Genomic DNA, 25,639 nt, shown 5'->3' on the forward strand with positions numbered 1-25,639 from the left:
TGATGTCGTGGGACGCCTGTGGCCGCTGACGATCCGAGGCACGGGCGCCGTGCTGCTCGGGCTCGGCTGCCTCATCGTGGCGGCCGATCGCGGCGTGGTGCAGCTGCTCTACGTCGCGATGCTGCTGTTCGCGGTGGTCGGTGCGGCGCTGTTGGCGTTGTACGCCGTCCGGCGGGCAGAGGGCATCACCCGCACCGTCGAGCCGGACGTGCTGACGGTCGGGCGGGAAGGCCGGGTGACCGTGCGCGTCTCGCTGCGGGCCGCGCTCGCGTCGGGGTCGGGCACGTGGCGCGACGCACTGGCGCCGGGCCTGGCATGGTGCGACCCTGCCCGCGAGGGCGCGCTGAGCGCGGATGCCGCAGCGCCCTCCGTCATGACGGCGGGCTTCCGACGGCGGGCGGCGACGGGGGCTGCGCGCGGCGTCTTCCCCGCCCTCGAGTCGGGGCTGCGCGGCGAGGCGCACACCGTCGATGTCGACTACCGGGTGCGGGGCGTGCGCCGCGGCATGCCCGCGATCGGCCCCTTCTCGGTGTCGTCGACCGACCCGTTCGGGCTGGTGCGCCGCACCCACGTCATGAGCGAGCGCACGACCGTCGTCGTCGCGCCCGAGATCGTCGACCTGCCCGCGCTCAACGACCTGCCGGGCGAAGCGGGCGGCACCCGCCACAGCGCGACCAATGAGCTCGGCCAGGGGTCGGACAACCTGATCCCGCGTGCGTACGTCCCCGGCGACTCGATGCGCCGCATCCACTGGCGCGCCAGCGCCCACCGGGATGAGCTGATGGTGCGGCAGGAGGAGCAGGAGTCGACGCCCTCGGCGACCGTCGTGCTGGACCTGTCCACCCGGCGCTACACGATGGATGCCATGCGCGGACCGGGCCTGGACCCGGGGTTCGAGAGCGCCGTGAGCGCGTGCGTCTCGGTGGTGGCCCGCTTCGTGCGCGAGGGGTACACCGTCGCGGTGATCGACTCCGACGGGCATCCGCTGGGCGATGCGCTGGAGGGCGGCGATCTCGCCGCCGTCGAAGTGCTCGCCGGCGACTTCGCGACACTCCTCACCCGCCGCGACGACCACCTCGCCCAGCTCGTGCCGCTGTTCGCCGGCGCTGCCGGGGGCCCGCTCGTCGTCGTCGTGGGGCAGTTCGATGCGGCGGACGCCGCCCTCCTCGGCCCGGTCGCCCATCACAGCTCGCTGCCGCTGCTGTTCGCCGTGGCGCCCGTCGGCGATGCGCTGTCGCGCGCCGCGGCATCCGGATGGCACGTCGCCGCCATTCCCCCCGACGCCGACCTCGCCCTCGCGTGGCAGTCGGCCGTGGAACGGGGGGTCGGCCATGTGGTCGCCTGACGTCGCCCACACCGACAGCGTGCGCGTGCTCGCGTCGCCCATCACCGTCGACCGCGGCTCCCCCGCCCCGCGCCCGCCGCGACGCGGGCGCGCCGACCTGCGACTGACCATCGCGGTGGCGGCGGTCCTCATCGCGGCGATGGGGCCGTTGCTGCGCGTGATCGCCCCCGGCTCGTGGCTCGCGGCGGGTGTGCTGCTGGCCGCGCTCATCCTCGCCGCCGGTTACCTCGCGCATCGGCGACGCCTGCCCGCGGTCGCCGTCAGCGGCATCCAGCTGCTGCTGTGGGCGGTGTTCCTCACCGCCTGCTACCTGCCCGAGACGGCGCTGCTGTGGGTCCTTCCCACCCCCGAGACGCTGCGGGAGGCACCGGCGCTGCTCACCGCCGGTATGAACGAGATCTTCGTCGGGACCGCGCCGCTGTCGGCGGGCGACGGGCTGACGCTGCTGCTGGTGGGTGCGATCGGACTCTTCGCGATCGTGCTCGACCACGTCGTCGTGACGGCGCGGATGCCGCTGCTGGCGGTCGCCGGCGTCGTCGCGGTGTGGCTGGTCCCCGCCCTCGCGGCGCCGTCGGGGATGGACGTGGTGTCGTTCGCGTTCCTGGCGGCCGCGATCCTGTTCCTGCTGCGCGCCGAGACCCGCACGCGGGAGACCCCGGCCGTGCCGCCGGGGCGGGCGACCGCGGCCACCCCCACCGTGCGGCGCGCGGGCGTGGGCGCCACGGCCGTCGGCATCGGGGCGATCGCGATCGTCGTGGCGATCACGGTGACCCCTCTCCTCCCGGCGCCGACGATGCGCGCGGGCGCCGCCGGCGGCCTCGGCACCGCCGCGACGATCAACCCGTCGCTGGACCTGGGCGAGGACCTGCGGCGGCTCAACAACATCCCGGTGCTGTACGTCCGTTCCAACGCCCCTCAGGCGCCGTACCTGCGGGTGGCGACTCTGTCGAGCTTCGACGGCAGCCGCTGGCTGCCCGATCGCATCCGCACCCTGCCGCTGGACAGCTCCTACGGCTTCGGGGAGCTGCGCACCGATGAGTCGCTGCGGGTCACCGCCTACCGCACGACGGTGGAGGTCACCAACCTCGCGTCGGCCTGGCTGCCGGTGGCATTTCCGGCGGTTGCGGTGGAGGGCCTCGAGGGCGATTGGGAGGCGATGCCCTTCAACCGCACGGTCGTAAGCCAGACCGCGAACTCGCAGGGCCAGTCGTACGAGGTGCAGACCCACGTGCCGCGTCCGACGCGCGAGCAGATCCGGGCGACGCGCGCGGGCGGCACCGTGCTGCGGGATGCCACGTACGCCCTGCCCGACGTGCCGATGGACGCGATCAGGCAGGCCGCGACCGCCGTCACGGCGGGGGCGGAGAACGACTACGACCGGCTGATCGCACTGCAGAGCTGGTTCCGCGGCGACGAGTTCACCTACTCCCTCGACGCACCCGTCGCCGACGGCTTCGACGGCTCGGGAATCGAGGCGATCGAGCAGTTCGTCGTGCAGAAAGAGGGCTACTGCGTGCACTTCGCATCGGCCTTCGCCGTGATGGCGCGGCTGATGGGCATGCCCGCGCGCATCGTCGTGGGCTACCTGCCCGGCACGGGCAACGGCAGCATCGTCGAAGGTCAGGTGCAGTACCAGGTGACCAGCGACCAGCTGCACGCGTGGCCCGAAGTGCACTTCGACGGCATCGGCTGGGTGCCGTTCGAGCCGACCAAGAGCCTCGGCACTCCCACCTCGTTCCTTCCCGAACGCGTCGCGCCGACCGACGACGCCGGCGAAGATCTCACCGGTGGCGTGGAGGAGCCCGTCGCGCCGAGCGCGTCCATCGCTCCCACCGACCCCGCGATGAACCCCGATCGCGACGACCAGGCACTGTCGGGCCCGGCGACGCCCGCCGGCATCTCGCTCACGGGCGCGCTGACGGCGATCGCGGTGCTCCTGCTGCTCGCGGCGCCCGCCGCGCTGCGTGAGATCGTGCGTCGTCGACGCCTGACCGCCGCACGGCGCGGCGATGCCGCGTCCGCGTGGTTGGGGGTGCGGGAGGCCGCCGTGGACCTCGGCATCCCCGTCCCCGCCGCCGAGTCCCCGCGCGCATTCGGGGCGCGGCTCATCGCGGAATACGACGCGCCGCCCGATGCCGTGTCGCTGCTGGTGACGGCGATCGAGCGTGCGTCGTACGCGCCCGAGGCCGGTGCGGCGGGTGGTGCGAGCGCGGGTGCGGCGCCGGATTCCGCGCTGTCGAATGCCGTCTCGGCGGTGACGGGCGCGATGTCGGCCAGTCAGTCGCGTGGCCGACGGCTGCTGGCGACGGTGGTGCCGCGGTCGCTCGTCGTGCGGCCCGGCAGCGCGTATGCCGCCGCGCGCGTTCCGGCGTGACGTCGGCCGCGGCCCTTGTCGAGTGGCCGCGTGCGCGAGCGGTGTCGCGCACCAGGTAGACTGTCCCGCGGCCCTCCGGGGCCATGGAGGATTCGCCTAGTGGCCTATGGCGCACGCTTGGAAAGCGTGTTGAGTGAAAGCTCTCAGGGGTTCGAATCCCCTATCCTCCGCCACTTTTTCACCCCGCGGTCTCACGCGCGCCCCGCCCGCGCGCCGGATCCGCCCCGCTCGCCCGCGCGCCGCGCGCCGCGGCATCCGCGCTGCTCCGGTGTCACTCGCGCACAGTCCGCGCCCGCAACACCCACCACAAGTGACACCGGAACCGCGCCGGCTCGTCCGCCGCGGCATCCGCGCCCGCCCCGACCCGCCCGCCGCGTGCCATCCGCGCTGCTCCGGTGTCACTCGCGCACAGTCCGCGCCCGCAACACCCACCACACGTGACACTCGAGCAGCCCGGACACTCGAGCAGCCCGGGCACGGCAGCCCGGACCGGGACACGGCACGGCCTGCGGGCAGCGCCCGGGGCGCCGTGGCGCCGCGGCGGCGCGCGGCGGAGACGGCGGAGCGCGGCGGGCGCGGGTCAGAGGTCGCGCAGGGGGGAACCGACCACGTCGAACTCGAACCCACCGAAATCGCCGGTCAGCAGCGGGCGGGCACGGGCGATGGATGCCTGCACCTCGGGCAGCGCGAGCGACGCCCGGTGCGCGTCGGCGCTCGTCCACAGCTCCACCACATACACGGTGTCGGGCTCGTGGTCGTTGATGCCGACTTCGTAGAGGAGGCACCCGACGTGACTCAGCGCATCACTGCGCCGGATGAGCAGCGCGACCAGCTCATCGCGCTTGCCCGCGACGGTGCCGAGAGTGCCGACGTTGGCGAAGACCATGGGGCCGAGTGTAGGCCCGGCCGCCGACGCCCGCAGCGGCATCCTCGATCGCGCAGCACCCATATAGACGGGCTGTGACCGTGGGTCTACCCTGAGCGCGACAGCAACGGTGCTGTCGCATAGACGAACATTGCTGAGGCGTTCCGATGGATACCTTCGTCGTCATATTGCAGGCATGCGTGGTCATCGGGGCGATCATCATGGGGGTCCGCACCGGCGGCCTGGGGCTCGGCCTCTGGGGCGTGCTCGGCACGGTGATCCTCGTCTTCGCGTTCCGGCTGCCGCCCGGCTCCGTCCCCGTGGACGCGTTCTTCATCATCATCGCGGTCATCACGGCGTCGTCGGCGATGCAGGCCGCCGGCGGCATCGACTACCTCGTCGCGATCGCGTCGAAGATCATCCAGCGCAATCCGAAGCGGCTCACCTACGTCGCGCCGCTGGTCGCCTTCGTCTTCACCGTGCTCTCGGGCACGTCCAACATCTTCTTCGCGCTCATCCCGGTCATCTACGAGACCGCGTACCGCAACGGCCAACGGCCCGAGCACGCCTTGGCATCGTCGACGGTCACGTCGGGACTCGGGATCACGGCGAGCCCCGTGTCGGCGGCGATGGCCGCGTACCTCGTGCTCATGGAGGGCACCGGCTACGGCCTGCCGCAGATCCTCGCGATCACCGTCCCCGCCGCGATCGTGGCGTGCATCGTGACCTCGTTCGTGCAGCAGCGCATCGGCAAGGATCTGCTCGACGACCCGGAGTACCTCAAGCGCGTGAAGGCGGGCACTGTGGAGGTCCCCGCCGCCCTCCGCGAGCGGTACGAAGCGAAGTTCGGCGGCGTCACCACCGCCGTCGGAGCGACGGCCGCAGTGACGGCGACGCCCCCGACCGCACCCGCGACCACCCCACCGGACAGCCTCGTCACCGCACCGGCCGGCGGCGCCGACACACCGACCCGTGCCGCAACCCGCCCGCCGATCATCGAGCACCCCGTACCCAAGGGCGGCAAGACCTCCGCGATGATCTTCGTCGCCGGCACGCTCGTGATCGTGCTGCTCGGCCTGTTCCCCGGACTGCGCCCCGCCTTCCCCGACGAAGAGGGCGCGATGACGCCCATCGGCATGTCCACGGTGATCGAGATGATCATGTTCACCGTCGCGCTCGTGGTGATCCTGGTCGGTCTCATCAAGCCGTCGCTCGTCGTGGAGCAGCCGCTGTTGAAGGCCGGCTTCGTCGCCGCGGTCGCGCTGTTCGGCATCGCGTGGATGGCCGACACCTTCATCGCCGCCAACCAGGAGACGATCATCGAGCCCCTCGGCGCGATGATCGAGGCCAACCCGCTCCTCCTCGCCGTCGCGCTCTTCCTCGTCTGCGGCCTCACCACCAGCCAATCCGCCACGACCAACACGATGATCCCCATCGCACTCGCGGCCGGGCTCGCGCCGGGCATCATCACCGCGATGTGGCCCTCGCTCATCGGCGTGTGGCTGTTCCCCGCCAACGGCTCCCAGATCGCCTCGGTCGAAACCGACCTCACCGGCTCGACCAAGCTCACCCAAGTGCCCGTCTACCACTCGTTCACCGTTCCGATGGTGGTCTCGTGGGTGGCAGTGGTCCTGGCGGGCCTGCTCATCCAGCTCGTCGTCCCCGTCTGAGCACCGGCGGCGAGCGACGCTCGACCTCTCATCGAAGGAGCATCATGAACGATCTCGACGGCTTGAAGGATGCCGCGGCGGGGATCATGCCGGAGGTGATCGACCGCCTCGAAAACCTCGTGCGCATCCCCTCGATCGCCTTCCCCGGCTTCGACCCGGCGCCCGTGCACGAGATGGGCGCGGCGGTGGTCGCGCTCTTCGAGGCGGCCGGCATCCCCGGGGTGCGCCTGCTCGACGTGCCCGACGGCTACCCCTGCGTGTACGCCGACGTGCCCGGCCCGGAGGGCGCTCCCACCGTGCTGCTCTACGCGCACTACGACGTGCAGCCCGCCCCCGAGAGCCAGAACTGGTCGTCAGACCCCTTCGTCCCGACGACGAAGGACGACGGCCGCATCTACGGTCGCGGCGCCGCCGATGACAAGTCGGGCCTGGTCATCCACTACGCGACGCTGAAGATGCTGGGCGCCCCGCTTCCCTGCCACCTGAAGATCCTCATCGAGGGCGAGGAGGAGACCATCTCGCACCTCGAGGACTTCGTCGAGAACAACCCGGAGCTGTTCGAGGCCGACGCCTACGTCATCGCCGACATCGGCCCGCAGCGGGTGGGGCGGCCCGGCCTCACGACGGCGCTGCGCGGCGACGTCGCCTGCACCGTCACGGTGCGGACGCTGGCGAACCCCGTCCACTCCGGCATGTTCGGCGGCGCAGCTCCCGATGCCCTGACGGCGATGATCCGCATCCTCGACACCCTCCACGACGACAACGGCGACACCGCCATCCCGGGTGTCGACAGCTTCAGCTGGGAGGGCGCGGCCATGGACGAGGAGGTGTACCGGGAGGGGTCGGCCATCCTCCCGGGAGTCGACTTCCTCGGCACCGGCACCCTCTCCGACCGCATCTGGGCCAAGCCGTCGGTCACCGTGCTCGGCATGGACCTGCCCAGCACCGCAGAGGCATCCAACGTCCTCCTGCCCGACGTGACGGCGAAGCTGTCGATGCGCATCGTGCCCGGATCCGACGGCGACGCCCAGCTCGAGGCGCTCATGGCCCACCTGCGGGCGCAGCGCCCGTGGAACTGCGTGGTCGAGGTGGAGAAGGTGAAGGTCGGCCACGCGTTCGCGGTCGATTCGTCCCACCCGGCGGTCGTCGCCGCCGAGCAGGCGCTCGAAGAGGCCTACGGGTCGCCGGTCGAGAACATCGGCAGCGGCGCCTCGATCCCGCTCGTCGCCTCGCTGAAGAAGGTGTCGCCCGACGCCGCGATCCTGTTGTGGGGCGCGGAGGACACGGCGCAGTCACGCATCCATGCGTCCGACGAGTCGGTGGATCCGGGCGAGATCGAGCGGATGATCGTGGCGCAGACCCTGTTCATCCGTCACCTCGCGGCAGCGGCGGGCGACTGAGGCCGCACCCCTCAGCTCTCCCGGAAGTCGTCGGGCTCGACGTCGTCGATGAAGTGCTTGAACTCCTCGATGTTCTCCTCGGCGTCGGCCTCGGCCAGCACGTCGGGGATGCCCGCTTCGGCGAGCACCTCGTCTGCCACGAAGATGGGCGCGGCCGTGCGGGATGCCAGCGCGATGGCATCCGACGGGCGGGCGTCGACGGCCTGGGTGCCGCGCGCCGAGGACAGCGTCACCTCGGCGTAGAAGGTGCCGTCGTCGATGCGGGCCACTTCGACCCGGTCGACCTCCGCGCCGAGGGTCGTGATCATCGACCGCATGAGGTCGTGGGCGAGCGGGCGCGGGGTGACCGCCCCCTCCACGGCGATGAGGATCGAGGTCGCCTCCTGGGCGCCGATCCAGATCGGCAGGATCGCCCCTTCGCCCGGCAGGGCGTCGATGGGCTTGAGCAGCACGACGCGCTGCCCCTCGGGATCGAGAGCGACACCGGCGACACGCACCTGGACCATGTTGCTCCCCTCACCGAGGATCCGGGAGGACCCCTCGGTGCCCATCGTAGGCACCTCGAGCCATCACGGCACCGGGCACCGTGGCATGCGCCGGCACCGCCCGGTGGACGCGCGACGGCCCAGGGCGCCCGAGGCGTATGGTGACCGCATGGCATCCGCGAAGGACGACGCCGTCACGCTCGACATCGACGGGCACGAGGTGCGGGTGAGCCATCCGGGCAAGGTGGTCTTCCCCGCGCCGGGGCTCACGAAACTCGACCTCGTCGAGTACTACCTCGCCGTCGCCGAGGGGGCGCTGCGCGGCGCCGGTGACCGGCCGATGGTGCTCAAACGCTTTGTGAAGGGCATCGACAAGGAGCCGTTCTTCCAGAAGCGGGTGCCCGAGAACCACCCCGACTTCATCCACACCGCCACTCTGCGCTACGCCTCGGGCACGAGCGCCGAGGAGGCGGTGGTCCAGGATGCCGCGGGGCTGGCGTGGATCGCGAACCTCGGCTGCCTCGACCTCAATCCCCACGCCGTGCGCGCCGGGGATCTCGATCACCCCGACGAGCTGCGCATCGACCTCGACCCGATGCCTGGTGTGGACTGGCAGCAGATCGTCGACGTCGCCTTCGTCGCGCGCGACGTGCTCACCGATGTGGGCCTGGTCGGCTGGCCGAAGACGTCGGGCTCGCGCGGCATCCACATCCTGGTGCGGCTTCATCCCGAGTGGGATTTCGCGGCCGTGCGCCTGGCCGCCCAGACGCTCGCCCGCGACGTGGAGAACCGCACCCCGGGGCTCGCGAGCGCGCACTGGTGGAAGGAGGAGCGCGGCGAAAGCGTGTTCGTGGATTTCAACCAGAACGCGAAGGACCGCACCGTGGCGTCCGCGTATTCGGTGCGGGCGCTGCCGGATGCCCGCGTCTCCACGCCGCTGGAGTGGGACGAGCTGCGCACGCGTCGGCCGGAGGAGTTCACGGTGCCGACCGTGCTCGTCCGCGTCGCCGAGCGCGGCGACGCGCACGCCGGCATCGACGACGCCCCGGGTTCTCTCGCGGCGCTGCTGACGCTGGCCGAGGAACTGGGCCCGCCGGAGCGGGCACCGCGAGGAGCGGGCGGGGCGGGCAGCGGCGACGGCCGGCGAACCTCGACCATGCCGCTCATCGAGATCGCCCGCGCGGCGACCAAGCAAGAGGCGCTGGCGGGACTGGATGCCTGGAAGGCGCGGCATCCCGGCGTCGTCGCGCACCTCTCCCCCGCCGACGTGCTCGTCGACGGCATGCGGGGGTCGAGTTCGCTCTGGTACCGCATCCGGGTGAATCTGCAGCACGTGCCCGAGGCCGACCGGCCGCAGCAGGGGCCGCTCGAGGTGGACTACGACCCATGGGCGGGGCGCGCGGCGGGGCGCTGAGCCCGGTGGCGCACCGCGTTTCGTCTCGGTCGCTCCGCTCGCTCAACGACCCGCAGCCGGTCGTTGAGCGAGCGCAGCGAGACGAAACGCCGTCACTCCTCGCCGTCCACCGGCATCCCGAGCCAGTCGCCGAGCTCGTGGATCTCGGCACGCACCATCTCGTGCTCCTCCGGCTCCAACGGCGCGAACTCGTGCACGGCGTCGACGCGGAGCACCTCACGCTGCCTGTCGACCTGGGCATCGAGCATGCCGACGAAGCGGTCGCCCACGAGGATCGGATGCGCGAAGAATCCGTAACGGCGCTGCGGCTTGGGCTTGAACTGCTCGAGCACGTAGTCGAAGGCGAAGATCTCGCGCAGGCGCGGCCGGTCGAACAGCATCCCGTCGTAGGGGTTGAGGAAGGCGACGCGGCCGCCGGCGTCGTCGTCCAGCGCGGCGACCGCGGCCGGATCCACCCGATACCGGCGACTGCTGCCTTCGATCGTCGCCGGCTCGCCCGCGTCGCCGACCGGTGTCCACGGCGAGCGCTGCTTCGCGATGCCGGCGGCCTGCAGTCGCCGCTCGTGCCGCAGGTGGGTCGCCTCGTCCTCATCGAGGTCGGGCATGCCGGCGGGATAGACGCGCTCGGCGAGGTCCCACAGCCGGTGGCGACCCTCGCGCCCGGCGATCGCCACGCGCCCCTGCCGCATCAGGAATTCGAGCATGTGCGGAACTTGGCTGGATCCCGACCAGCCGTCCGGCGGCCGACTGACCGCTGCGGTATCGGGGATCTGCCCGGCCGGCAGCGGGCCCTCGGCACGCAGGCGCGCGACGACGTCGTCGCGGAAGCGCGCGTTGGCCTCGAGCCATTGCCTGCTGCTCTCGCGCTGCGGCCACCGACGCATCTCGGGGAGGAGGAGCGGCAGCAGGCTCACCGGGCGGAAGGTGCCGGCGAACTCGAACAGCAGACGGTCGCCTTCCACCGCCTTGCGCAGCTGGCCCGCCTCGTACGACCAGCCGATGCGCGACCACAGCACGGTGTGCTCGCACGGGGCGATGGTGGCGGTCGGGTCGATCTTGATCTCGCCGATCTGCTCGGCGACCTCCACGACGTCGCCCGGCCGCTCCGCGTCGAGCAGCTGCGCGCGCACGGCGATGCGGCGAGCCTGGTCGACGGTGAGCCGGTGCGTCACGCGGTCGACGCTAGTGCAGGCGTCCCCCACCCGCACCGGATGCCGCGAGCAGCCCGTCGGCGACGCGCCACATGCGGCCGGCGGCGACCGGGTCGACCATGCGGCGGAAGGGATGCCCCCGGCGCGGCGGACCCGCGAACTGCAGCAGGCCGGAGGGCGCGAAGAAGTCGCCGTTCGCGGCATCCACCGTGAGCGCCTGCAGCGCGGGCAGCGCAGCCTGCGCGGGCGGGTTGCCGAGATGGGCGGTGGCCCATCGCACGAACGGCTGCGGCAGTCGCCGGCGGATGTCGGTGGCGATGGCGGTCGCCGGCGCGACGCCCGGGTGCGCGTGCACGACGGTGACACCCCAACGCTCGGCGTCGCTGCGACGCGCCAGCTCGGTGCCTGCCAGACCCAGGGCGAGCTTGGAACGCCCGTAGGCGCGGAGCGCGCCGTAGTGATGTGCGAGTTGCAGGTCGTCGAAGCGGATACGACTGACCGCCGCGGCCAGGCTCGTCTGCAGCACGACGCGCGCGCCCGACTGCCGCAGCAGCGGCAGGAGCCCGGCGGTGAGCGCCATGTGTCCCAGGAAGTTCGTCTGGAAGTGCAGTTCGAAACCGTCCTCGGTGAGGTAGCGGGTGCGATCGCCGAACATGACGACGCCGGCATTGACGACGTACAGGTGGATCGGCGCGCCCTCCGCGCGCAGGTCTTCGGCGAGCGCCGACACCGTCGAGAGCCGGGCGAGGTCGAGGTCGCGCAGCCGCAGGCGCGCGTCGGGCGCAGTGCGGCGGATATGCGCGATCGCGCGGGCACCCCGGTCGCGGTTGCGCACCGGCAGGGTGACCTCCGCTCCCGCGGCGGCGAGCGCGCGGGCGATCTCGAGGCCGATGCCGGAGCCGGCGCCGGTGACCAGCGCGCGGCGGCCGGTGAGGTCGGGCAGCTCCGCGTCACGCGTCGTCGTGGGTGCCATGGCGTCCCTTCGGGTCGCTCAACGGATACCACGCCGAGCCCTCACAGCGGCAGGGCGACACCGATGCGACGCGGAAAGCGCTCGCGCCGGTCCCGCCGCCGGGGCGACACTGGCATCATGACCCGGATCATCGCCGTACAGGGCGACATCACCGAGCAGCACGTCGACGCCGTCGTCAACGCCGCCGACACCCGCATGCGCGGCGGTGGCGGGGTGGATGGCGCGATCCACCGCGCGGGCGGGCCGGAGATCCTGCGCGAGTGCATCGCCCGCTTCCCCCATGGCCTCGCCACCGGCGACGCGGGCTGGACGACGGCGGGCGCCCTCCCTGCGCGGTGGGTGATCCACACGGTCGGACCGAACTACGCCGCAGGTCAGCGCGACCGTTCGCTGCTGGTCTCCTGCTATCGACGGTCGCTGGACGTGGCCGACGAGCTCGGTGCCCGCACGGTGGCGTTCCCGCTCGTGAGCGCCGGGATCTACGGCTGGCCGAAGCCCGATGCCATCGCCGTCGCGGTCGAGACGATCACCGCCGCCGACACCGCCGTCGCCGAGGCGCGCATCGTCGCCTTCGACCCCGCGACCTACGCCCAGGTACAAGCCGCCGTCGCCCGCGTCCTTCCCTGACCCCGCCCGTCTCGCCGCGCGTGTCCCGCCACCGCCCCGAGCTGCTCGAGTGTCACTAATGGCGGGTGCCGCCGCCCCGGACTGTGCGCAACCGACACCCGAGCAGCCCGCTCGCCCATCCCGCGCGGCTCGAGTGTCACGAATGGCGGATGCTAGGGGCGGGCACTGTGCGCGAGTGACACCGGAGCAGCTCCGAGGGGCGGCTCGCGCGCGGGCGCGGGGCGGCTCGCGCGCGGGCGCGGGGCGGCTCGCGCGCGGGCGCGGGGCGGCCCGCGCGCGGGGAGGCACCGACGGCGACGGGCACGCGCGACGGCGCGGAGTTGAAACGTTTCGGTTCTGCGGAGGGCCTGCCGCCGGCGCCGGCGCCGACGGGGGAGGCAAACGGTCCGCGGCCCCGCTACGCTCAGTGCCGTACCCGGTGCGCGGGCCCGGATTCCGCGCATGCCATGCCGGGCGAGCCAACAGAGTCGAGGCGAGTGCGCGATGGTCAGACGCGGCGCGAATCAGCCGAGTGTCGGCGGGTACAACCAGGCCGTCGTGCTCGACCAGATCCGTCGCGCCGACGGGCTCAGCCGCGTCGAACTCGCCGCGACCACCGGCCTGTCGGCGCAGACCGTCTCGAACATCTGCGCCCGACTGCTGGATGCCGGCATCATCGAGGAAGCCGGCCGCTCCGCCGCCGCAGCGGGCCCGGGCAAGCCCCGCACGACGCTGCGCCTGGTGGGAACCAGCCGGTACGCCGTCGGGGTGCACCTGGACCCGAGCGTGCTGACCTTCGTGCTGCTCGGCATCGACGGCGCGGTCATCGACAGCCGCACTCGACCCACCCCGAGCGCGAACGACCCCGAGCACACCGTCCGGCTCATCGTCACCGAAATCGACCGCCTGCTGAACACGTCCGCCGTCGACCGCGACCGCGTCGTCGGGGTGGGCATCGCCGCCCCGGGCCCGATCGACGCCGAGCGGGGCATCATCGTCGATCCGCCGAACCTCGGCGGCTGGCATCGGGTGCCGCTACGCGACGCGATCGCTGAGGGCACGGGGCTGCCGGTGGTACTCGACAAGGACGTCACGGCGGCCGCCGTCGCCGAGCGATGGAACGAGCGCGCCCCGGGCGGCATGAGCTTCGCGTTCCTCTACATCGGCATCGGCCTCGGTGTCGGCCTCGTGCTCGGCGAAGACATCGTGCGCGGCGGCTCGGGCAACGCCGGCGAGATCGGCCACATCCCGGTGGACCCGGACGGTCCGCCGTGCGCGTGCGGTTCCCGCGGCTGCGTTGCGGTGAGCTGCACGCCGGCGGCGCTGGTGGCGGAGGCCGAGGCGCTCGGACTGCTCGCCACGACGCACGCCGACAACGACCCGCGATCGATCGATGAGGCCCTCACCCGCCTCGTGGAACTGGCCGCTGCCGGCGACGAGGGCGCGCTCGCCCTGCTCGAGCGCGCCGCCGAGCGCATCGCACGAGCCTTGGCGGTGGTGTGCAACCTGCTCGACGTCGACCGCGTCATCATCGGCGGCCCGATGTGGCACCGTCTCGCCCCGTGGCTCGAGGCCGACATCCCCGAACTGCTGACAGCCCTGCTGGTGGCTCGCGGTCTCCACCACGTCGACGTGGCCGGCACGGGTCTCGGCGACGACGTGGGCGCGATCGGCGCCGCGTGTCTCGTCCTGGATGCCGCGCTCGCGCCGCAGCCGCGATCCCTGCTGCTGAGCTGAGACCTGCCGCAAGCGTGACCGAAGCGTGACCCGACAGCCGTGGGGTCGGCTTGACACCTAATAGTCCATTCGCTTGACTTATTTGGCCGTCCGCCGGCGGTCTCGCTGCGCGGTCACATGCGAGCAAGGGAGCACCATGAGAAAGTCAGCAGCACTGACGGCGCTGGCCGCGGCCACCGGACTCACCCTCGTCCTCGGCGGATGCACCGCCGGCGACTCCGCCGATGACGAGAACACGATCACCGTGGTGTATTCCAAGACCGACTCGTTCACGGCGCTGGACACTCTCCTCACGAAGGCGAAGGAGCAGTTCGAGGCCGCGAACGAAGGTATCACCGTCGACCTGCAGCCGATCACGGCCACCGACGACGACTACAAGACGCGCTTGCAGCTGTCCCTGGGTTCCGAGGACACCGCCCCCGACGTGTTCTACGAAGACACCTTCAATGTGCGCAGCGATGTGGAGGCCGGGTATCTGCTGAACCTCGACGATCACCTCGCCGAGTGGGAGGACTGGGCGCTCTTCGACGAGGGGGCGAAGGCCGCCGGCGACGGCGGTGACGGCAGCGTGTACGCGCTCCCGCTCGGCACCGACACCCGCGTCATCTGGTACAACACCAACGTGCTCGAAGCAGCCGGGGTGCCGGTGCCCTGGCAGCCGGAGAACTGGCAGGACATCCTCGACGTCGCCGCACAGATCAAGAGCAGCCAGCCCGACGTCGTCCCGTTCAACATGTATGCCGGCACCGGCACGGGCGAGGGCACCGTGATGCAGAGCTTCTACGAGCTGCTCTACGGCACCGGCGACGGCACCGGCCTCTACGACGATGCCGAGGGCAAGTGGGTCGTGGAGTCGCAGGGGTTCATCGACTCGCTCGAGTTCCTGCAGACGCTGTACGAAGAGGGGTATGCCGTCGCCCCCGACCAGGCGCTCGACCCGAATGTGTGGCAGGCGGTGTTCGGCGAGATGTTCCCGCAGGACATGCTGGGAGCCACCGTGGAGGGCTCGTACACGCCGTCGTTCTGGATCGAGGGCGGCTCGTACGAGTGGCCCGAGTACGGCGAGGTCATGGGCGTCGCCCTGTTCCCGACGCAGAACGGTGAGGAGCCGGGCGGGGTGAGCATGTCCGGCGGCTGGACCCTCGCGGCCTCCGCCACGACCGACCAGCCCGATCTGGCATTCGAATTCATCACGACGGCGCTCAACGCCGAGAACTCACTCTGGTACGCCGTCAACAACGCGCAGATCGCGGTGCGCACCGACGTGGCCGAGGAGCCCAGCTACCTCGAGGCGAACCCGTTCGTCGGCGACGTGTCGGAGGCGGTCGCGGTGACCCACTTCCGCCCCGCCACCGGCGACTACCCGCAGATCTCGGTGGCGGCGCAGCAGGCCACCGAAGCGGTCATCACCGGTCAGCAGAGCCCCGAAGAAGCCGCCGCCGCCTACGACGACGCCGTGCGTCAGATCGTCGGCGAAGACAACGTCATCGTGAAGTAGCGGATGACTTCGACCGCGACCGAGCCGACGACGATCCGCCGTCAGCCCCGCAGCCGCATCGGCGATCGAGCCACGCCCGCCCGGGCGTTGCCGCTGGTGCCCGCTGCGGGGCTGCTGCTGATCTTCCTCGCCGGCCCGATCGCGTGGGCGCTGGTCGGCTCGCTGAGCGACCGTGCGCTCAGCGGCACGCGGGCAGCCGACCCGCAGTTCGTCGGTTTCGACAATTACGCGCGACTGTTCGCCGACCCCGTGCTGCCGCTGTCGATCGGCGTGACGGTGGTGTTCGTCGTGGGCTCGGCGATCATCGGCCAGAACGTGCTCGGCCTGCTCCTGGCGGTCCTCTTCCGCTCCGGCAGTCGCGCCGTGGCCGGCACCGTCGGCGTGCTGGTGGTGACGGCGTGGGTGCTGCCCGAGATCGTCGCCGCGTTCGTCAGCTACGCCTTCCTGTCGGCGGACGGCACGCTCAACGGCATCCTCGCGGCCGTCGGCATCGAGGGCCCGAACTGGCTGTACGCGTTCCCCGTGGTCGCGATCATCCTGGCCAACACATGGCGCGGCACCGCGTTCTCGATGATGATCTACCGCGCCGCGCTCGATGACGTGCCGCCGGAGATCATCGAGTCGTCGATGCTCGACGGTGCGGGCGGCTGGCAGCGGCTGCGGCTCATCACCCTGCCGATGATCCGCGGGACCATCTTCACCAACCTCATGCTGACGACGCTGCAGACGCTGTCGGTGTTCACCCTCATCTGGGTGATGACCAGCGGAGGCCCCGGCAACCTCTCGAGCACCCTGCCGGTGCTCGCCTACACCGAGGCGTTCCAGTTCGGTGACATCGGGTACGGCAATGCGATCGCCGTCATCATGCTGGTGCTGGGGGCCGTGTTCTCGATCGGGTACGTCGTGTCGCTGCGACGCGCCGGTGGTCGCGCATGAGCCTGCCGAGCATCGCGGGGCCCACCCGCTCCGCCACGAAGTTCTGGGCGAACCTCGTGCTCATCGTCATCGGAGTGATCTTCGCCCTGCCGCTGGCGTGGGTCGTGCTGGCGGCGTTCGACTCGTCGGCCGGCTACCAGGTGAAGATCCCCACCCAGCCCACGCTCGACAACTTCACCGACGTGCTCACCCCCGAGCTCACGCTCCGGCCCTTGCTGAACAGCCTGCTGCTGTCGACGGCGGCGGCCCTGGTCACGGTCGTCGTCGCCGTGCTCGCCGCCTACCCGCTCTCGCGGTTCCGGTCGCGGTTCAACGCCCCGTTCCTGTACTCCGTGCTGTTCGCCAGCTGCCTGCCGATCACCGCGATCATGGTGCCGGTGTACAGCCTGTTCGTGCAGCTGCGCCTCATCGACCAGCCGTGGGCGGTGGCGCTGTTCCTCGCGGCGAGCGCGCTGCCGATGGCGCTGTGGATGACCAAGAACTTCATGGACTCCGTTCCGGTGAGCCTCGAGGAGGCCGCATGGGTCGACGGGGCGAGCGCCATGACGGCGCTCGGCCGCATCGTCGTGCCGCTCATGCGCCCGGCCCTCAGCGTCGTCTTCGTCTTCGTGTTCCTGCAGGCGTGGGGCAACTTCTTCGTCCCGTTCGTGCTGCTGTACTCCCCCGACTGGCAGCCCGCCGCGGTGTCCATCTACTCGTTCTTCGGCCAGTACGGCACCGTCGCATACGGCCGCCTCGCCGCCTACTCCCTCCTCTACTCCCTGCCGGTCCTCGGTCTGTACGTGCTCGTCACGCGCGGCCTCGGCGGCACCTTCGCCCTCTCCGGTGCGGTCAAGGGCTGACGCCCGCCGCTCCCCACGTCTGGACACGCATGCACCGCAACGACCGCCTCTCCCTCCAACGCATCGATCGCCTCAGCCGCGACCGGCTGGGCGCGGCGCTGTACCGCGATCGCGCGCCGCTCACGATCACCGCGTGGGAGGTGCCCGGCGAACCGGTGCCGTTCGCCGAGGCCGTGGCGGCGACATACGCACCGTTCGAGGTCGGCACCCGATGGGGCCGGCCGTGGGGCACGGTGTGGTTCCACGTCACCGGCGTCGTGCCCGCCGGCTGGGCCGATGCCGCCGGCACCGCGGTCGAGCTGTGCGTCGATCTCGGTTTCGACTCCTCCGCGCCGGGGTTCCAGGCGGAGGCGCTGGTGTTCCGCCCAGACGGATCCATCGTCAAGGCCATCGAGCCGCGCAACGCCACGGTGCCGATCGAGACGGAAACGGTGGACCTCTACATCGAGGCGGCGAGCAACCCGAGCGTCGCGGGAACCTTCACCTTCGCCCCGACGCCGCTGGGCGACCTGGCGACGGCCGGCGCCGACCCGATCTACCGCCTCGAGACGCTCGAACTGGGGCTGCTCGACCGCGAGGTGTGGGAGCTGACCCAGGACATCTGGACCCTCCGCGGCCTCGTCGACCAGCTCGACCCCGACCGCACCCGCCACGCGCGCGTGCTCGCCGCGCTCGGTCGCGCCGTCGACGCCCTCGACCCCGATGACCCGGCCGGCACCGCCACGGCCGCCCGCGCCGAACTGGCGGGCGTGCTGGCCTCGCCGGCCGCGGCATCCTCGCATCGCATCACCGCCGTCGGTCACGCGCACATCGACTCCGCCTGGCTCTGGCCGGTGCGCGAGACGGTGCGCAAGGTGGCGCGCACGTTCTCGAACGTGCTGGATCTCATCGAGCGCGATGACGACTTCGTCTTCGCCGCCTCGTCGGCGCAGCAGTACGCATGGATCAAGCAGCACTACCCCGAGCTGTTCGCCCGCATCGTGACGGCGGTCCACTCGGGCAGATTCGTGCCGGTCGGCGGGATGTGGGTGGAATCCGACACCAACATGCCCGGTTCCGAGGCGCTGGTGCGCCAGTTCGTGGAGGGCAAGCGGTTCTTCCTCGAGGAGTTCGGCGTCGAGCCGCTCGAGGTGTGGCTGCCCGACTCGTTCGGCTACTCGGCGGCGTTGCCGCAGATCATCGCCGAAGCGGGGTCGCGGTGGTTCCTCACCCAGAAGATCTCCTGGAACGAGACCAACCGCATGCCGCACCACACGTTCTTGTGGGAGGGGATCGACGGGACGCGGGTGTTCACCCACTTCCCGCCCGTCGACACGTATAACTCCGAACTGTCCGGCGCAGAGCTCGCTCGCGCCGAACGACAGTTCGGCGAGAAGGCGGATGCCAGTTCGTCACTGGCTCCGTTCGGCTGGGGGGACGGCGGCGGCGGGCCGACACGCGAGATGATCGCGGCGGCCCGCCGCACTGCCGACCTCGAGGGGTCGCCGAAGGTGCGCCTGGGTTCGCCCGCGCAGTTCTTCCGCGACGCCGAAGCCGAGTACAGCGCTCCCCCGGTCTGGTCGGGCGAGCTGTACCTCGAGTACCACCGCGGGGCCTACAGCGCGCAGGCCCGCACCAAGCGCGGCAACCGCCGCAGCGAGCACCTGCTGCGCGCCGCCGAGCTGTGGGCGACGCTCGCCACCGTGCGCACCGGCGCCCCGTACCCCGCCGAGCGGCTGCGGCGCCTGTGGCAGACCGTGCTGCTGCAGCAGTTCCATGACATCCTGCCGGGCACGTCCATCGCGTGGGTGCACCAGCAGGCGGAGGCCGAGTACGCGCGCGTCGCCGCCGAGCTGGGCGACATCATCGACACCGCACTCCAGGTGCTGACCGGGTTCGGCGATGTGGAACTCACCGCCAACGCCGCTCCGGTGCCCCTGGCCGGCTCCGCCGCACTCGGGGTGGCCGCCGCAGCGACGGCAGCTCCCATCCGGGTGCGCGCCGACGGCGACACGTGGGTGTTCAACCACCCCCGCGTCACGTGGACACTCGACGCCGGCGGCCGGGTCGTCGGCGGGTACGACCGCATCGCCGACCGTGAACTGGTCGCCCCCGACCGCCCAGCGGGCGTGCTGCAGCTGTTCCGCGACACGCCCCGCGAATGGGATGCGTGGAACATCGACGCCGAGGACACCGCGGTGTCCACCGAACTGGGGGATGCCGAGGAGGTGAGCCCGACCGACGACGGCGCGGGACTGGTCGTACGCCGGTCGTTCGGCGCCTCCCGCATCGAGCAGGAGTTCCGGGTGGATGCCGCCACCGGCGCCCTCGACATCATCGTGCGGGCCGACTGGCACGAGCGGCAGAAGATGCTCAAGCTCGCCTTCCCGCTGCGCCTGCGCGCGGAGCAGACGGAGTCGGAGATCCAATTCGGGCACCTCACCCGCTCCGTCCACGCGAACACCTCGTGGGATGCCGCGAAGTTCGAGACCGTCGCCCACCGGTGGCTGCGTCTGGCGGAGGGCGCGTACGGCGTGAGCATCGCCAACGACGCGAGCTACGGCCACGACGTGCATCACGGCGCGGGCACGTCGGGTGGCCGTCACACCGTCGCGCGCGTGACGCTCGTGCGCGCGCCGCTCTTCCCCGACCCGGGGGCGGACCAGGGCACGCACGAGTTCCGCGTGTCGGTGCTGCCGGGCGCTGACGTGTCCGAGGCGGTCGCGCAGGGGTTCCGGCTGAACCTGCCGGTGACGACGGTGCGGGGAGCGACTCCCGTCGCGCCGGCGCTCGAGGTCGACGGCCCGGGCATCGTGGTCGAGGCGGTCAAGCTCGCCGACGACGGTTCGGGCGATGTCATCGTGCGCCTGTACGAGGCCCGCGGCAACCGCCGGTGCGCGACGATCCGTCCCGGCTTCGACTGGACGGCCGCGGAGCAGACCGATCTGCTCGAGCGGCCTGTGCCCGGGGACGTCATCAAGGCCGTGACGCCGACGGCTGCGGCAGCGACGGCCGGGTTCACGGTGCAGCTGGAACGGTTCCAGCTGACGACGGTGCGCATCCGCCGCTGACGCGTGTCGTCAGCGCAGCAGCGCCTCATACGGGGCGAGCGCGACGAGGTCCTCTGCCCCGCCCCGCAGCAGCGGATCGGCGGTGACGATCAGGTCGGCCTGCAGCACTGCGACGGCGAGGTACTCCGCCGGCCGGGTGTCGTCCCAGCCCAGCCGTGTCGCGAGCTTCCAAGCCGTGGCGCGCGAGACGCGATCGCCCAGCAGCCGGATCTTCAGCTCGGCGAGCCGCTCCAGCCGTGCACGGGCGACCCGCTCGTCGAGCGTGCCGGCTCGGGTCGCCCGGTACAGCAGCGACAGGACGTCGCTGCGCAGCACGGCGGGCCCCACCAGGGCGTGCCCCTCACCGATCGCGGCATCCTCTTCGATCAGTCGCAGCGCCGTGGGCGCATCGATCGCGTAGCGCGTCATGGCCCGATGATGCCACCGCGCCCCGACATCGGCGACGGCCGCGTGCGCCGCCGGCCGCGCGTCCCGGCGCCGCGGTCACCAACCCATCGACCCGGGGCCGCCCTTGAACGGACCGCGCACCCACGACGTCACCCATCCGCCGTAGAAGAGCCCCGGCTGCGGAGTGACGGTTTCGCCGGCGACCGTGCAGCGGTCCATCGGCGCCGCGTACACCGCGACCCGGTCGGTGAGCAGTTCGTATCCCGGTGAGGGCTCCGGGTAGTTCCAGGCGGCGCGCTCGGCGACGAGATCGCCCGCACGCACATCGAAGTATCGTGCGGCTCCCTTGAACTCGCAGAACGAGCTGCCGGACGCGGGGATGAGGGTGCCCGGCGCGAACGCCGCGATCGGCAGGTAGTACACCGGCGGGTGGCTCGTCTCCAGCACCCGCACGACGTCGGCGGTGTCGACGACGCGGATGCCGCCGAAGTCGATGGTCACCGGGGTGTCGACGCGCTCGATGCGCGGCGGGCGCGGGTAGTCCCAGACCGACTCCTGGCCGGCGGTGACGGGTTCGGGATGAGGACGGGCCATGTGCTCACTGTACGAATGCGGTGAGATGCGCCGCGAGGGGTTGCGCGGGGCGCGCGGGTGGTTGACTGTCGCCATGACCGGCGTGCCGATGTTCCCGCTGGGCTCCGTCCTGCTGCCCTTCACCCCGCTGCCGCTGCGGGTGTTCGAGCCGCGCTACCTCACCATGATCGGTCGCCTGCTCGATGAGACGGAGCCGCAGTTCGGCGTGGTGCTCATCGAACGCGGGCCCGAAGCGGGCGGCGGCGATCAGCGCAGCAGCATCGGGACGATGGCGCGGCTCGTGCGCGTGGCCGCCACGGCGACCGATCTGCAGGTGATCGCCGTGGGCGCCGAACGCATCGCCGTCGACCGCTGGCTGCCCGACGATCCCTACCCGGTGGCGGAGGTCTCCCCCGTCGCCCCGCTTCAGTGGGCCGACGCCCTCACGCCGCTGCGCGACGAGGCCGAGCGGATCGTGCGGCGCGTGCTCGCCCTCGCGGGCGACGACGAACGGGTGCAGTGGGATGCCGCGATCGAGCTGTCGCCCGATCCGGTCGAATCGTCCTGGCAGCTCGCCGCGATCGCCCCGCTGGGTGAGCTCGACCGCTTCACCCTGCTGCGCTCGACCACCCTCGGCGGGCTGCTGCGCCAGGTGATCGACCTCACCCTCGACATCGAGCCGCTGCTGACGCGCCGGTCGGGCGACGACCTCGTCTGAGGCTCAGCGCACGGGAGGGTCGAGGGGCAGCTCGACCGTCTCATCCCACGGCTCGGTCCAGCCGAGGCGCTCGAACAGCGCGTCGAGCACCATCGCCGTGAATCCCCACACCAGGTGCACCCCGGTGCCGTGGTGCACGTGGAACGCGGCGCTGCGGAACTCCTGACCGGCGCGGCGCAGCACGGTGACGCCGCGGTTGGCGGGGTCGAGAAGGTCCGCGACGGGGGCCCGGAAGACATCCGCCGACTCCGCCTCGTCGACGACGTGGACGGGCGACGGATGCCGCCACCACCCGAGCACAGGGGTCACGAGATGCCGGGAGTACACCAGCGGAATGGTCTCGAGCTCGCCGAGAACTTCGACACCCGACGGCTCGAGCCCGGTCTCCTCCCGCGCTTCCCGGAGCGCCGCACCGACCGCGCCGCCGTCGCCGGGGTCGACGCGGCCGCCCGGGAACGCGACCTGCCCCGGATGCGAGCGCAGGGTCGCGGCGCGCGCGAGCAGCAGCACGTCGAGGTCGCGCGAGACCGCGGCATCCTGCGCCTGGTGGGCGCTGAGCCGTTCGTCGAGAACGCCGAACAGGATGAGCACGGCGGCCGGACGCGAGTCCGCCGGGATCGGCTGCTCGATGAGGGAGGCGAAACCGGCACCCTCACCGCTCGCCGCCTGCGCCGCGAGCGCCGCCAGCTGCTCCCGCGCGAACTGCGGGGCGAGGGTGGCGGGCATGACCTCAGGCTACGCCGGATCGCCGACACCCCGCCGTCGGGCCCGCGCCGCGGCGGAAGGGTCAGTACCCCACCCAGACGTACGGCGTGTGGGTGTCGATCGCCCCGCTCGCGGCTCGCTCGGCCAGGATCAGCGCACCGTCCAGCGGATCGCCGACCGCAGTCTGCAGCGCCGCGTCGGGGCGCAGCTCGCTGAGCGTCTCTGCGAACGCGGCGGTGAGCGCGCCGGCGGCGCGGAACATGCCTCCGGTGGTCGCGACGACCGGTGGCAGCCCCGGGTGCAGCGCGGCCGCGGCGCTGCGGGCGGCCTCACGCCCCGCCTCCACCACGATCGCGGTCGACGACGCGTCGCCGTCGGCCGCGGCCGACACGACGTCGGCGGCGAACGACGCCAGCACCCCGGCCCGATCTGCCCGCGTGTAGAGCTGCCCCGGCCAGGTGAGCGGCTCGCCGAAGCGGCGGCGCGCGGCATCGAGCAGCACCGCACCGGTGGCATCCACGCCGTCGTATGCCCGCATCGCCTGCCCGAGACCCTGCATGCCGATCCACGCCCCGGCGCCGCGATCGCCGAGGAGGTGTCCCCAGCCGTCGACGCGACGCCAGATGTCGCGCCCGTCGGTGCCCAACGCGATGGCGCCGGTGCCGAGTGCGACGATCACCCCGCCGTCGCCACCGAGCGCACCGAGGTGCGCCGTGACGGCGTCGACCGCGATCGCGACTCCCACCCGATGCCCCGTCGCCGTGGCGACCGTCATCGCCACGTCGGCGACGAGGTCGTCGGGGCGCTCGACGAGAGTCGCGAGCCCCGTCGCACCCACCCCGACGCCGGCGAGGTCCTCGGTGGCCGCGGGCCATTCCGCCAGCGCGCGGCGCACGAGTGCGATGACCGTGTCGGGAACGGTGCTGCCCGCGGCCGTGATCCCGATGCGTTCCCCCGCGAACTCGGTGCGCCCCGCACCGCCCCCGGCGAGGGCGACCCGGCTCCCCGAACCGCCGATGTCGATGCCGAGCAGATACCTCACTTGCTCATGCCCGCGGTCAGCCCCGACACGATCTGCTTGGTCGCGATGAGGAACAGCACGACGAGTGGGATCGTCGCCAGGGTGAGCCCGGCGAACAGCGTCGCCCAGTCGGTCTGGTATTCGCCGAAGAAGCGGGTGATACCCACCGGCAGCGTGTAGGAGTCGCGGTCGCGGATCAGGATGAGCGGGTAGAAGAAGTCGTTCCACACCGGCACGAACCGGAAGACGATGACCGTCGCGATGGCGGGCTTGACCAGCGGCAGGTGCACACGCCAGAAGGTCTGGAACGGGCCGGCGCCGTCGAGCCTGGCCGCCTCGTCGAGCTCGATCGGCAGCTGCCGGAAGAAGGCGGCGAGCACGAAGGTGGAGAACGGGATGCCGAGCGCGGCATAGACCAGGATCAGGCTCCAGAGGTTCGAGATCATCCCGAGCGAGTCGAGCAGGAAGAACAGCGGCAGGATCGCGAGGTACACCGGCAGCATGAGGCCCGAGAGGAACAGGCCCTCCAGCGAGGTGAACATCTTCGACCGGGTGCGCGCGAATGCGTACGCCGCCAGGAGCGACACGGCAGTGGAGAGCACCACCGAAGCGACGGTGACGAAGATCGAGTTGAAGAAGTAGGTCTCGAACGACGCCGTGACCCACGCCTTCTGGTAGCTCGTGAAGTCCGGTGGCAGGGGCAGTCCCAGCGGATTCTGCGCCATGTCCTGCGTCGTGCGGAGCGAGTTGGAGACCATCAGCAGCAGCGGCGCGATCGAGATCGCGGCGTAGAGCCACAGGAAGGTGCTGGCCGCGAACCCGCCGACGGTGGGGCGCTGCCTCCGGCGACGGTGTGCGTCGGGCGGGGTGGATGCCGATCCGCGCGGGCCGGCGGTCGGGGTGAGCGTCGCGGTCATCAGGTGAGGTTCCGTTCTGCGCGGCGCAGCATCACCGTGAACAGCACGGCGACACCGAAGATGAAGGCGAACAGCAGCGTGGCGATGGCCGAGCTCGTGCCGATCGCGTTGGACGCGCCCGATTCGAACGCAGTGCGGTAGAACAGCAGGCTCAGCACATCGGTGGCGCCTGCGGGGTTGCCCTGCGACCCGCCGAGCGCGTACGGGATCGGGAACGCCTCCATCGCGCCGATGAAGGTGAGCACGCTCACCGTGCCGATCGCCGGCACCATGAGCGGCAGGGTCACCGAGCGGAATCGCTGCCACGCGCTCGCACCGTCGAGGGATGCCGCTTCGTCGAGTTCCTGCGGGATGCCGCCCAGCGCCGCGCCGTACAGAAGCACCGGGAACCCGATCCACTGCCAGGCGGTGACGATGACGACCACCCAGATCGCGGTCTGCGGGTTGCCGAGCCAGGGCTGGGCGAGCTCGTCGAGCCCCACCGCGCGCAGCACGGCGTTGACCGGGCCGAACAGCGGCGACAGCATGAGCGACCACAGGTAGCCGATCACGAGCGGGGAGACGAGGTAGGGCAGCGTGTACATCGTCTGGAAGAACTGCTTGAACCGGCCCACGCGGTGCAGCAGCGTCGCAAGCCCCAGGCCGATGGTGTTCTGGAAGACCATCGCCCCCACGAACAGCAGGATGTTGTGGAGGAAGGCGTTGGGGATGTCGGTGCTGTAGGGCAGCTTGGTGAACAGCGTCACGTAGTTCTCGAACCAGACGAACTCGCCGCGGACGATGCCGGTCCACGAGAAGAACGAGTAGCTGAGCGCGGTGAACAGCGGGTAGGCGATGAACACCGCGAACAGGATGAGGGCCGGGAGGACGAAGACCATGCCCGTTCGCCTCGACAGGGTCACGCCGGTGGTCACGCGTTTGCTGCGCACCTTCGGCACGGCGATGACGGACATGGTCTTCGTTGCTCCTTCT

Annotated in this window: 22 protein-coding genes and 1 tRNA gene; 13 read left to right on the forward strand and 10 right to left on the reverse strand. The window is 71.6% G+C overall.

Translation table 11 applies throughout. The annotated features are described in order from the left end of the window. Nucleotides 1-7 precede the first annotated feature (7 nt). The 3 genes from ACFVR6_RS07700 (at nucleotide 8) to ACFVR6_RS07710 (ending at nucleotide 3,892) form a co-directional block, all read left to right on the forward strand. Nucleotides 8-1,345 carry a DUF58 domain-containing protein gene (locus ACFVR6_RS07700; RefSeq protein ID WP_386960794.1) on the forward strand — a complete coding sequence of 446 codons (1,338 nt, stop codon included), beginning with the start codon at nucleotides 8-10 and terminating at the stop codon, nucleotides 1,343-1,345. Then, complete coding sequence (locus ACFVR6_RS07705) at nucleotides 1,332-3,719, forward strand: transglutaminase family protein (RefSeq protein WP_386960797.1); 2,388 nt, start codon at nucleotides 1,332-1,334, stop codon at nucleotides 3,717-3,719. The genes ACFVR6_RS07700 and ACFVR6_RS07705 overlap by 14 nt, the downstream gene beginning before the upstream one ends. A gap of 85 nt (nucleotides 3,720-3,804) precedes the next feature. After that, nucleotides 3,805-3,892, forward strand: a tRNA-Ser gene (locus ACFVR6_RS07710). Between the two features lie 407 nt (nucleotides 3,893-4,299). Here ACFVR6_RS07710 and ACFVR6_RS07715 read toward each other — a convergent pair. Further along, the gene (locus tag ACFVR6_RS07715) at nucleotides 4,300-4,605 is read right to left on the reverse strand and encodes a putative quinol monooxygenase (protein WP_386960800.1); all 306 of its coding nucleotides are present in this window, start codon (nucleotides 4,603-4,605) and stop codon (nucleotides 4,300-4,302) included. 146 nt (nucleotides 4,606-4,751) lie between these two features. Here ACFVR6_RS07715 and ACFVR6_RS07720 point away from each other — a divergent pair, with 146 nt between their 5' ends. After that, a complete protein-coding gene (locus tag ACFVR6_RS07720; RefSeq protein ID WP_386960803.1) occupies nucleotides 4,752-6,254 on the forward strand; it encodes an anaerobic C4-dicarboxylate transporter family protein in 1,503 nt (500 codons plus the stop codon). Nucleotides 6,255-6,298: 44 nt separating this feature from the next. Beyond that, on the forward strand, nucleotides 6,299-7,654 hold the full coding sequence (locus ACFVR6_RS07725; protein ID WP_386960806.1) for a M20/M25/M40 family metallo-hydrolase: 1,356 nt from the start codon (nucleotides 6,299-6,301) through the stop codon (nucleotides 7,652-7,654). Nucleotides 7,655-7,665: 11 nt separating this feature from the next. Here ACFVR6_RS07725 and ACFVR6_RS07730 read toward each other — a convergent pair whose 3' ends face one another. Then, nucleotides 7,666-8,160, reverse strand: a complete 495-nt coding sequence (locus ACFVR6_RS07730) for a bifunctional nuclease family protein (RefSeq protein ID WP_386960809.1) — start codon at nucleotides 8,158-8,160, stop codon at nucleotides 7,666-7,668. A gap of 148 nt (nucleotides 8,161-8,308) precedes the next feature. Between ACFVR6_RS07730 and ligD the strand changes: the two genes are divergently transcribed. Continuing rightward, nucleotides 8,309-9,553: a non-homologous end-joining DNA ligase gene (gene ligD / locus ACFVR6_RS07735; protein ID WP_386960811.1), complete on the forward strand. Its 1,245-nt coding sequence runs from the start codon at nucleotides 8,309-8,311 to the stop codon at nucleotides 9,551-9,553. A 92-nt stretch (nucleotides 9,554-9,645) separates the two neighbouring features. Here the strand turns inward: ligD and ACFVR6_RS07740 are convergent, their stop codons facing one another. After that, nucleotides 9,646-10,725, reverse strand: a complete 1,080-nt coding sequence (locus ACFVR6_RS07740; protein WP_386960814.1) for a DNA glycosylase AlkZ-like family protein — start codon at nucleotides 10,723-10,725, stop codon at nucleotides 9,646-9,648. A gap of 10 nt (nucleotides 10,726-10,735) precedes the next feature. Continuing rightward, nucleotides 10,736-11,677, reverse strand: coding sequence for an SDR family oxidoreductase (locus tag ACFVR6_RS07745; protein WP_386960817.1), 942 nt, complete (start codon nucleotides 11,675-11,677; stop codon nucleotides 10,736-10,738). 117 nt (nucleotides 11,678-11,794) lie between these two features. Here ACFVR6_RS07745 and ACFVR6_RS07750 point away from each other — a divergent pair, with 117 nt between their 5' ends. The 6 genes from ACFVR6_RS07750 (at nucleotide 11,795) to ACFVR6_RS07775 (ending at nucleotide 20,346) form a co-directional block, all read left to right on the forward strand. Further along, entirely contained in the window at nucleotides 11,795-12,304 is a 510-nt protein-coding gene (locus ACFVR6_RS07750) for an O-acetyl-ADP-ribose deacetylase (protein ID WP_386960820.1), read from the forward strand. Nucleotides 12,305-12,787: 483 nt separating this feature from the next. Continuing rightward, on the forward strand, nucleotides 12,788-14,020 hold the full coding sequence (locus tag ACFVR6_RS07755; RefSeq protein ID WP_386960823.1) for an ROK family transcriptional regulator: 1,233 nt from the start codon (nucleotides 12,788-12,790) through the stop codon (nucleotides 14,018-14,020). A gap of 136 nt (nucleotides 14,021-14,156) precedes the next feature. Then, a complete protein-coding gene (locus ACFVR6_RS07760; RefSeq protein WP_386960826.1) occupies nucleotides 14,157-15,518 on the forward strand; it encodes an extracellular solute-binding protein in 1,362 nt (453 codons plus the stop codon). 3 nt (nucleotides 15,519-15,521) lie between these two features. Beyond that, complete coding sequence (locus tag ACFVR6_RS07765; protein WP_386960829.1) at nucleotides 15,522-16,454, forward strand: carbohydrate ABC transporter permease; 933 nt, start codon at nucleotides 15,522-15,524, stop codon at nucleotides 16,452-16,454. Beyond that, on the forward strand, nucleotides 16,451-17,296 hold the full coding sequence (locus ACFVR6_RS07770) for a carbohydrate ABC transporter permease (RefSeq protein ID WP_386960832.1): 846 nt from the start codon (nucleotides 16,451-16,453) through the stop codon (nucleotides 17,294-17,296). The genes ACFVR6_RS07765 and ACFVR6_RS07770 overlap by 4 nt, the downstream gene beginning before the upstream one ends. Before the next feature lie 29 nt (nucleotides 17,297-17,325). Next, nucleotides 17,326-20,346: an alpha-mannosidase gene (locus ACFVR6_RS07775; RefSeq protein ID WP_386960834.1), complete on the forward strand. Its 3,021-nt coding sequence runs from the start codon at nucleotides 17,326-17,328 to the stop codon at nucleotides 20,344-20,346. 9 nt (nucleotides 20,347-20,355) lie between these two features. Here ACFVR6_RS07775 and ACFVR6_RS07780 read toward each other — a convergent pair whose 3' ends face one another. Both ACFVR6_RS07780 and ACFVR6_RS07785 read right to left on the reverse strand, forming a co-directional pair. Beyond that, nucleotides 20,356-20,754, reverse strand: coding sequence for a hypothetical protein (locus ACFVR6_RS07780; protein ID WP_386960837.1), 399 nt, complete (start codon nucleotides 20,752-20,754; stop codon nucleotides 20,356-20,358). Between the two features lie 75 nt (nucleotides 20,755-20,829). Beyond that, nucleotides 20,830-21,327: a DUF427 domain-containing protein gene (locus ACFVR6_RS07785; RefSeq protein ID WP_386960840.1), complete on the reverse strand. Its 498-nt coding sequence runs from the start codon at nucleotides 21,325-21,327 to the stop codon at nucleotides 20,830-20,832. A 73-nt stretch (nucleotides 21,328-21,400) separates the two neighbouring features. On the opposite strand from ACFVR6_RS07785, the gene ACFVR6_RS07790 reads away from it, so the two are divergent. Further along, nucleotides 21,401-22,024 (forward strand): LON peptidase substrate-binding domain-containing protein, encoded by a 624-nt coding sequence (locus ACFVR6_RS07790; protein WP_386960842.1) that lies wholly within the window; start codon nucleotides 21,401-21,403, stop codon nucleotides 22,022-22,024. A gap of 3 nt (nucleotides 22,025-22,027) precedes the next feature. Here the strand turns inward: ACFVR6_RS07790 and ACFVR6_RS07795 are convergent, their stop codons facing one another. The 4 genes from ACFVR6_RS07795 to ACFVR6_RS07810 all read right to left on the reverse strand — a co-directional run bounded on the left by ACFVR6_RS07795 (nucleotide 22,028) and on the right by ACFVR6_RS07810 (nucleotide 25,620). Next, the gene (locus tag ACFVR6_RS07795; protein ID WP_386960845.1) at nucleotides 22,028-22,750 is read right to left on the reverse strand and encodes an NUDIX hydrolase; all 723 of its coding nucleotides are present in this window, start codon (nucleotides 22,748-22,750) and stop codon (nucleotides 22,028-22,030) included. 61 nt (nucleotides 22,751-22,811) lie between these two features. Next, complete coding sequence (locus tag ACFVR6_RS07800) at nucleotides 22,812-23,771, reverse strand: N-acetylglucosamine kinase (RefSeq protein ID WP_386960848.1); 960 nt, start codon at nucleotides 23,769-23,771, stop codon at nucleotides 22,812-22,814. After that, nucleotides 23,768-24,667: a carbohydrate ABC transporter permease gene (locus ACFVR6_RS07805; RefSeq protein ID WP_386960851.1), complete on the reverse strand. Its 900-nt coding sequence runs from the start codon at nucleotides 24,665-24,667 to the stop codon at nucleotides 23,768-23,770. The genes ACFVR6_RS07800 and ACFVR6_RS07805 overlap by 4 nt, the downstream gene beginning before the upstream one ends. Beyond that, complete coding sequence (locus ACFVR6_RS07810) at nucleotides 24,667-25,620, reverse strand: carbohydrate ABC transporter permease (protein WP_386960853.1); 954 nt, start codon at nucleotides 25,618-25,620, stop codon at nucleotides 24,667-24,669. Before ACFVR6_RS07810 ends, ACFVR6_RS07805 begins: the two co-directional genes overlap by 1 nt. Between the last annotated feature and the right edge of the window lie 19 nt (nucleotides 25,621-25,639).

This window comes from Microbacterium sp. NPDC058021 (genome assembly GCF_042885955.1).
GTDB lineage: Bacteria > Actinomycetota > Actinomycetes > Actinomycetales > Microbacteriaceae > Microbacterium.

Coding starts and splice junctions, on each gene's coding strand:
- ACFVR6_RS07785 (WP_386960840.1), bottom strand. CDS start 21,327: ATGGCCCGTCCTCATCCCGAACCCGTCACCGCCGGCCAGGAGTCGGTC.
- ACFVR6_RS07745 (WP_386960817.1), bottom strand. CDS start 11,677: ATGGCACCCACGACGACGCGTGACGCGGAGCTGCCCGACCTCACCGGC.
- ACFVR6_RS07765 (WP_386960829.1), top strand. CDS start 15,522: ATGACTTCGACCGCGACCGAGCCGACGACGATCCGCCGTCAGCCCCGC.
- ACFVR6_RS07780 (WP_386960837.1), bottom strand. CDS start 20,754: ATGACGCGCTACGCGATCGATGCGCCCACGGCGCTGCGACTGATCGAA.
- ACFVR6_RS07720 (WP_386960803.1), top strand. CDS start 4,752: ATGGATACCTTCGTCGTCATATTGCAGGCATGCGTGGTCATCGGGGCG.
- ACFVR6_RS07770 (WP_386960832.1), top strand. CDS start 16,451: ATGAGCCTGCCGAGCATCGCGGGGCCCACCCGCTCCGCCACGAAGTTC.
- ligD (WP_386960811.1), top strand. CDS start 8,309: ATGGCATCCGCGAAGGACGACGCCGTCACGCTCGACATCGACGGGCAC.
- ACFVR6_RS07795 (WP_386960845.1), bottom strand. CDS start 22,750: ATGCCCGCCACCCTCGCCCCGCAGTTCGCGCGGGAGCAGCTGGCGGCG.
- ACFVR6_RS07805 (WP_386960851.1), bottom strand. CDS start 24,667: ATGACCGCGACGCTCACCCCGACCGCCGGCCCGCGCGGATCGGCATCC.
- ACFVR6_RS07725 (WP_386960806.1), top strand. CDS start 6,299: ATGAACGATCTCGACGGCTTGAAGGATGCCGCGGCGGGGATCATGCCG.
- ACFVR6_RS07750 (WP_386960820.1), top strand. CDS start 11,795: ATGACCCGGATCATCGCCGTACAGGGCGACATCACCGAGCAGCACGTC.
- ACFVR6_RS07730 (WP_386960809.1), bottom strand. CDS start 8,160: ATGGTCCAGGTGCGTGTCGCCGGTGTCGCTCTCGATCCCGAGGGGCAG.
- ACFVR6_RS07775 (WP_386960834.1), top strand. CDS start 17,326: ATGCACCGCAACGACCGCCTCTCCCTCCAACGCATCGATCGCCTCAGC.
- ACFVR6_RS07790 (WP_386960842.1), top strand. CDS start 21,401: ATGACCGGCGTGCCGATGTTCCCGCTGGGCTCCGTCCTGCTGCCCTTC.
- ACFVR6_RS07705 (WP_386960797.1), top strand. CDS start 1,332: ATGTGGTCGCCTGACGTCGCCCACACCGACAGCGTGCGCGTGCTCGCG.
- ACFVR6_RS07755 (WP_386960823.1), top strand. CDS start 12,788: ATGGTCAGACGCGGCGCGAATCAGCCGAGTGTCGGCGGGTACAACCAG.
- ACFVR6_RS07810 (WP_386960853.1), bottom strand. CDS start 25,620: ATGTCCGTCATCGCCGTGCCGAAGGTGCGCAGCAAACGCGTGACCACC.
- ACFVR6_RS07715 (WP_386960800.1), bottom strand. CDS start 4,605: ATGGTCTTCGCCAACGTCGGCACTCTCGGCACCGTCGCGGGCAAGCGC.
- ACFVR6_RS07760 (WP_386960826.1), top strand. CDS start 14,157: ATGAGAAAGTCAGCAGCACTGACGGCGCTGGCCGCGGCCACCGGACTC.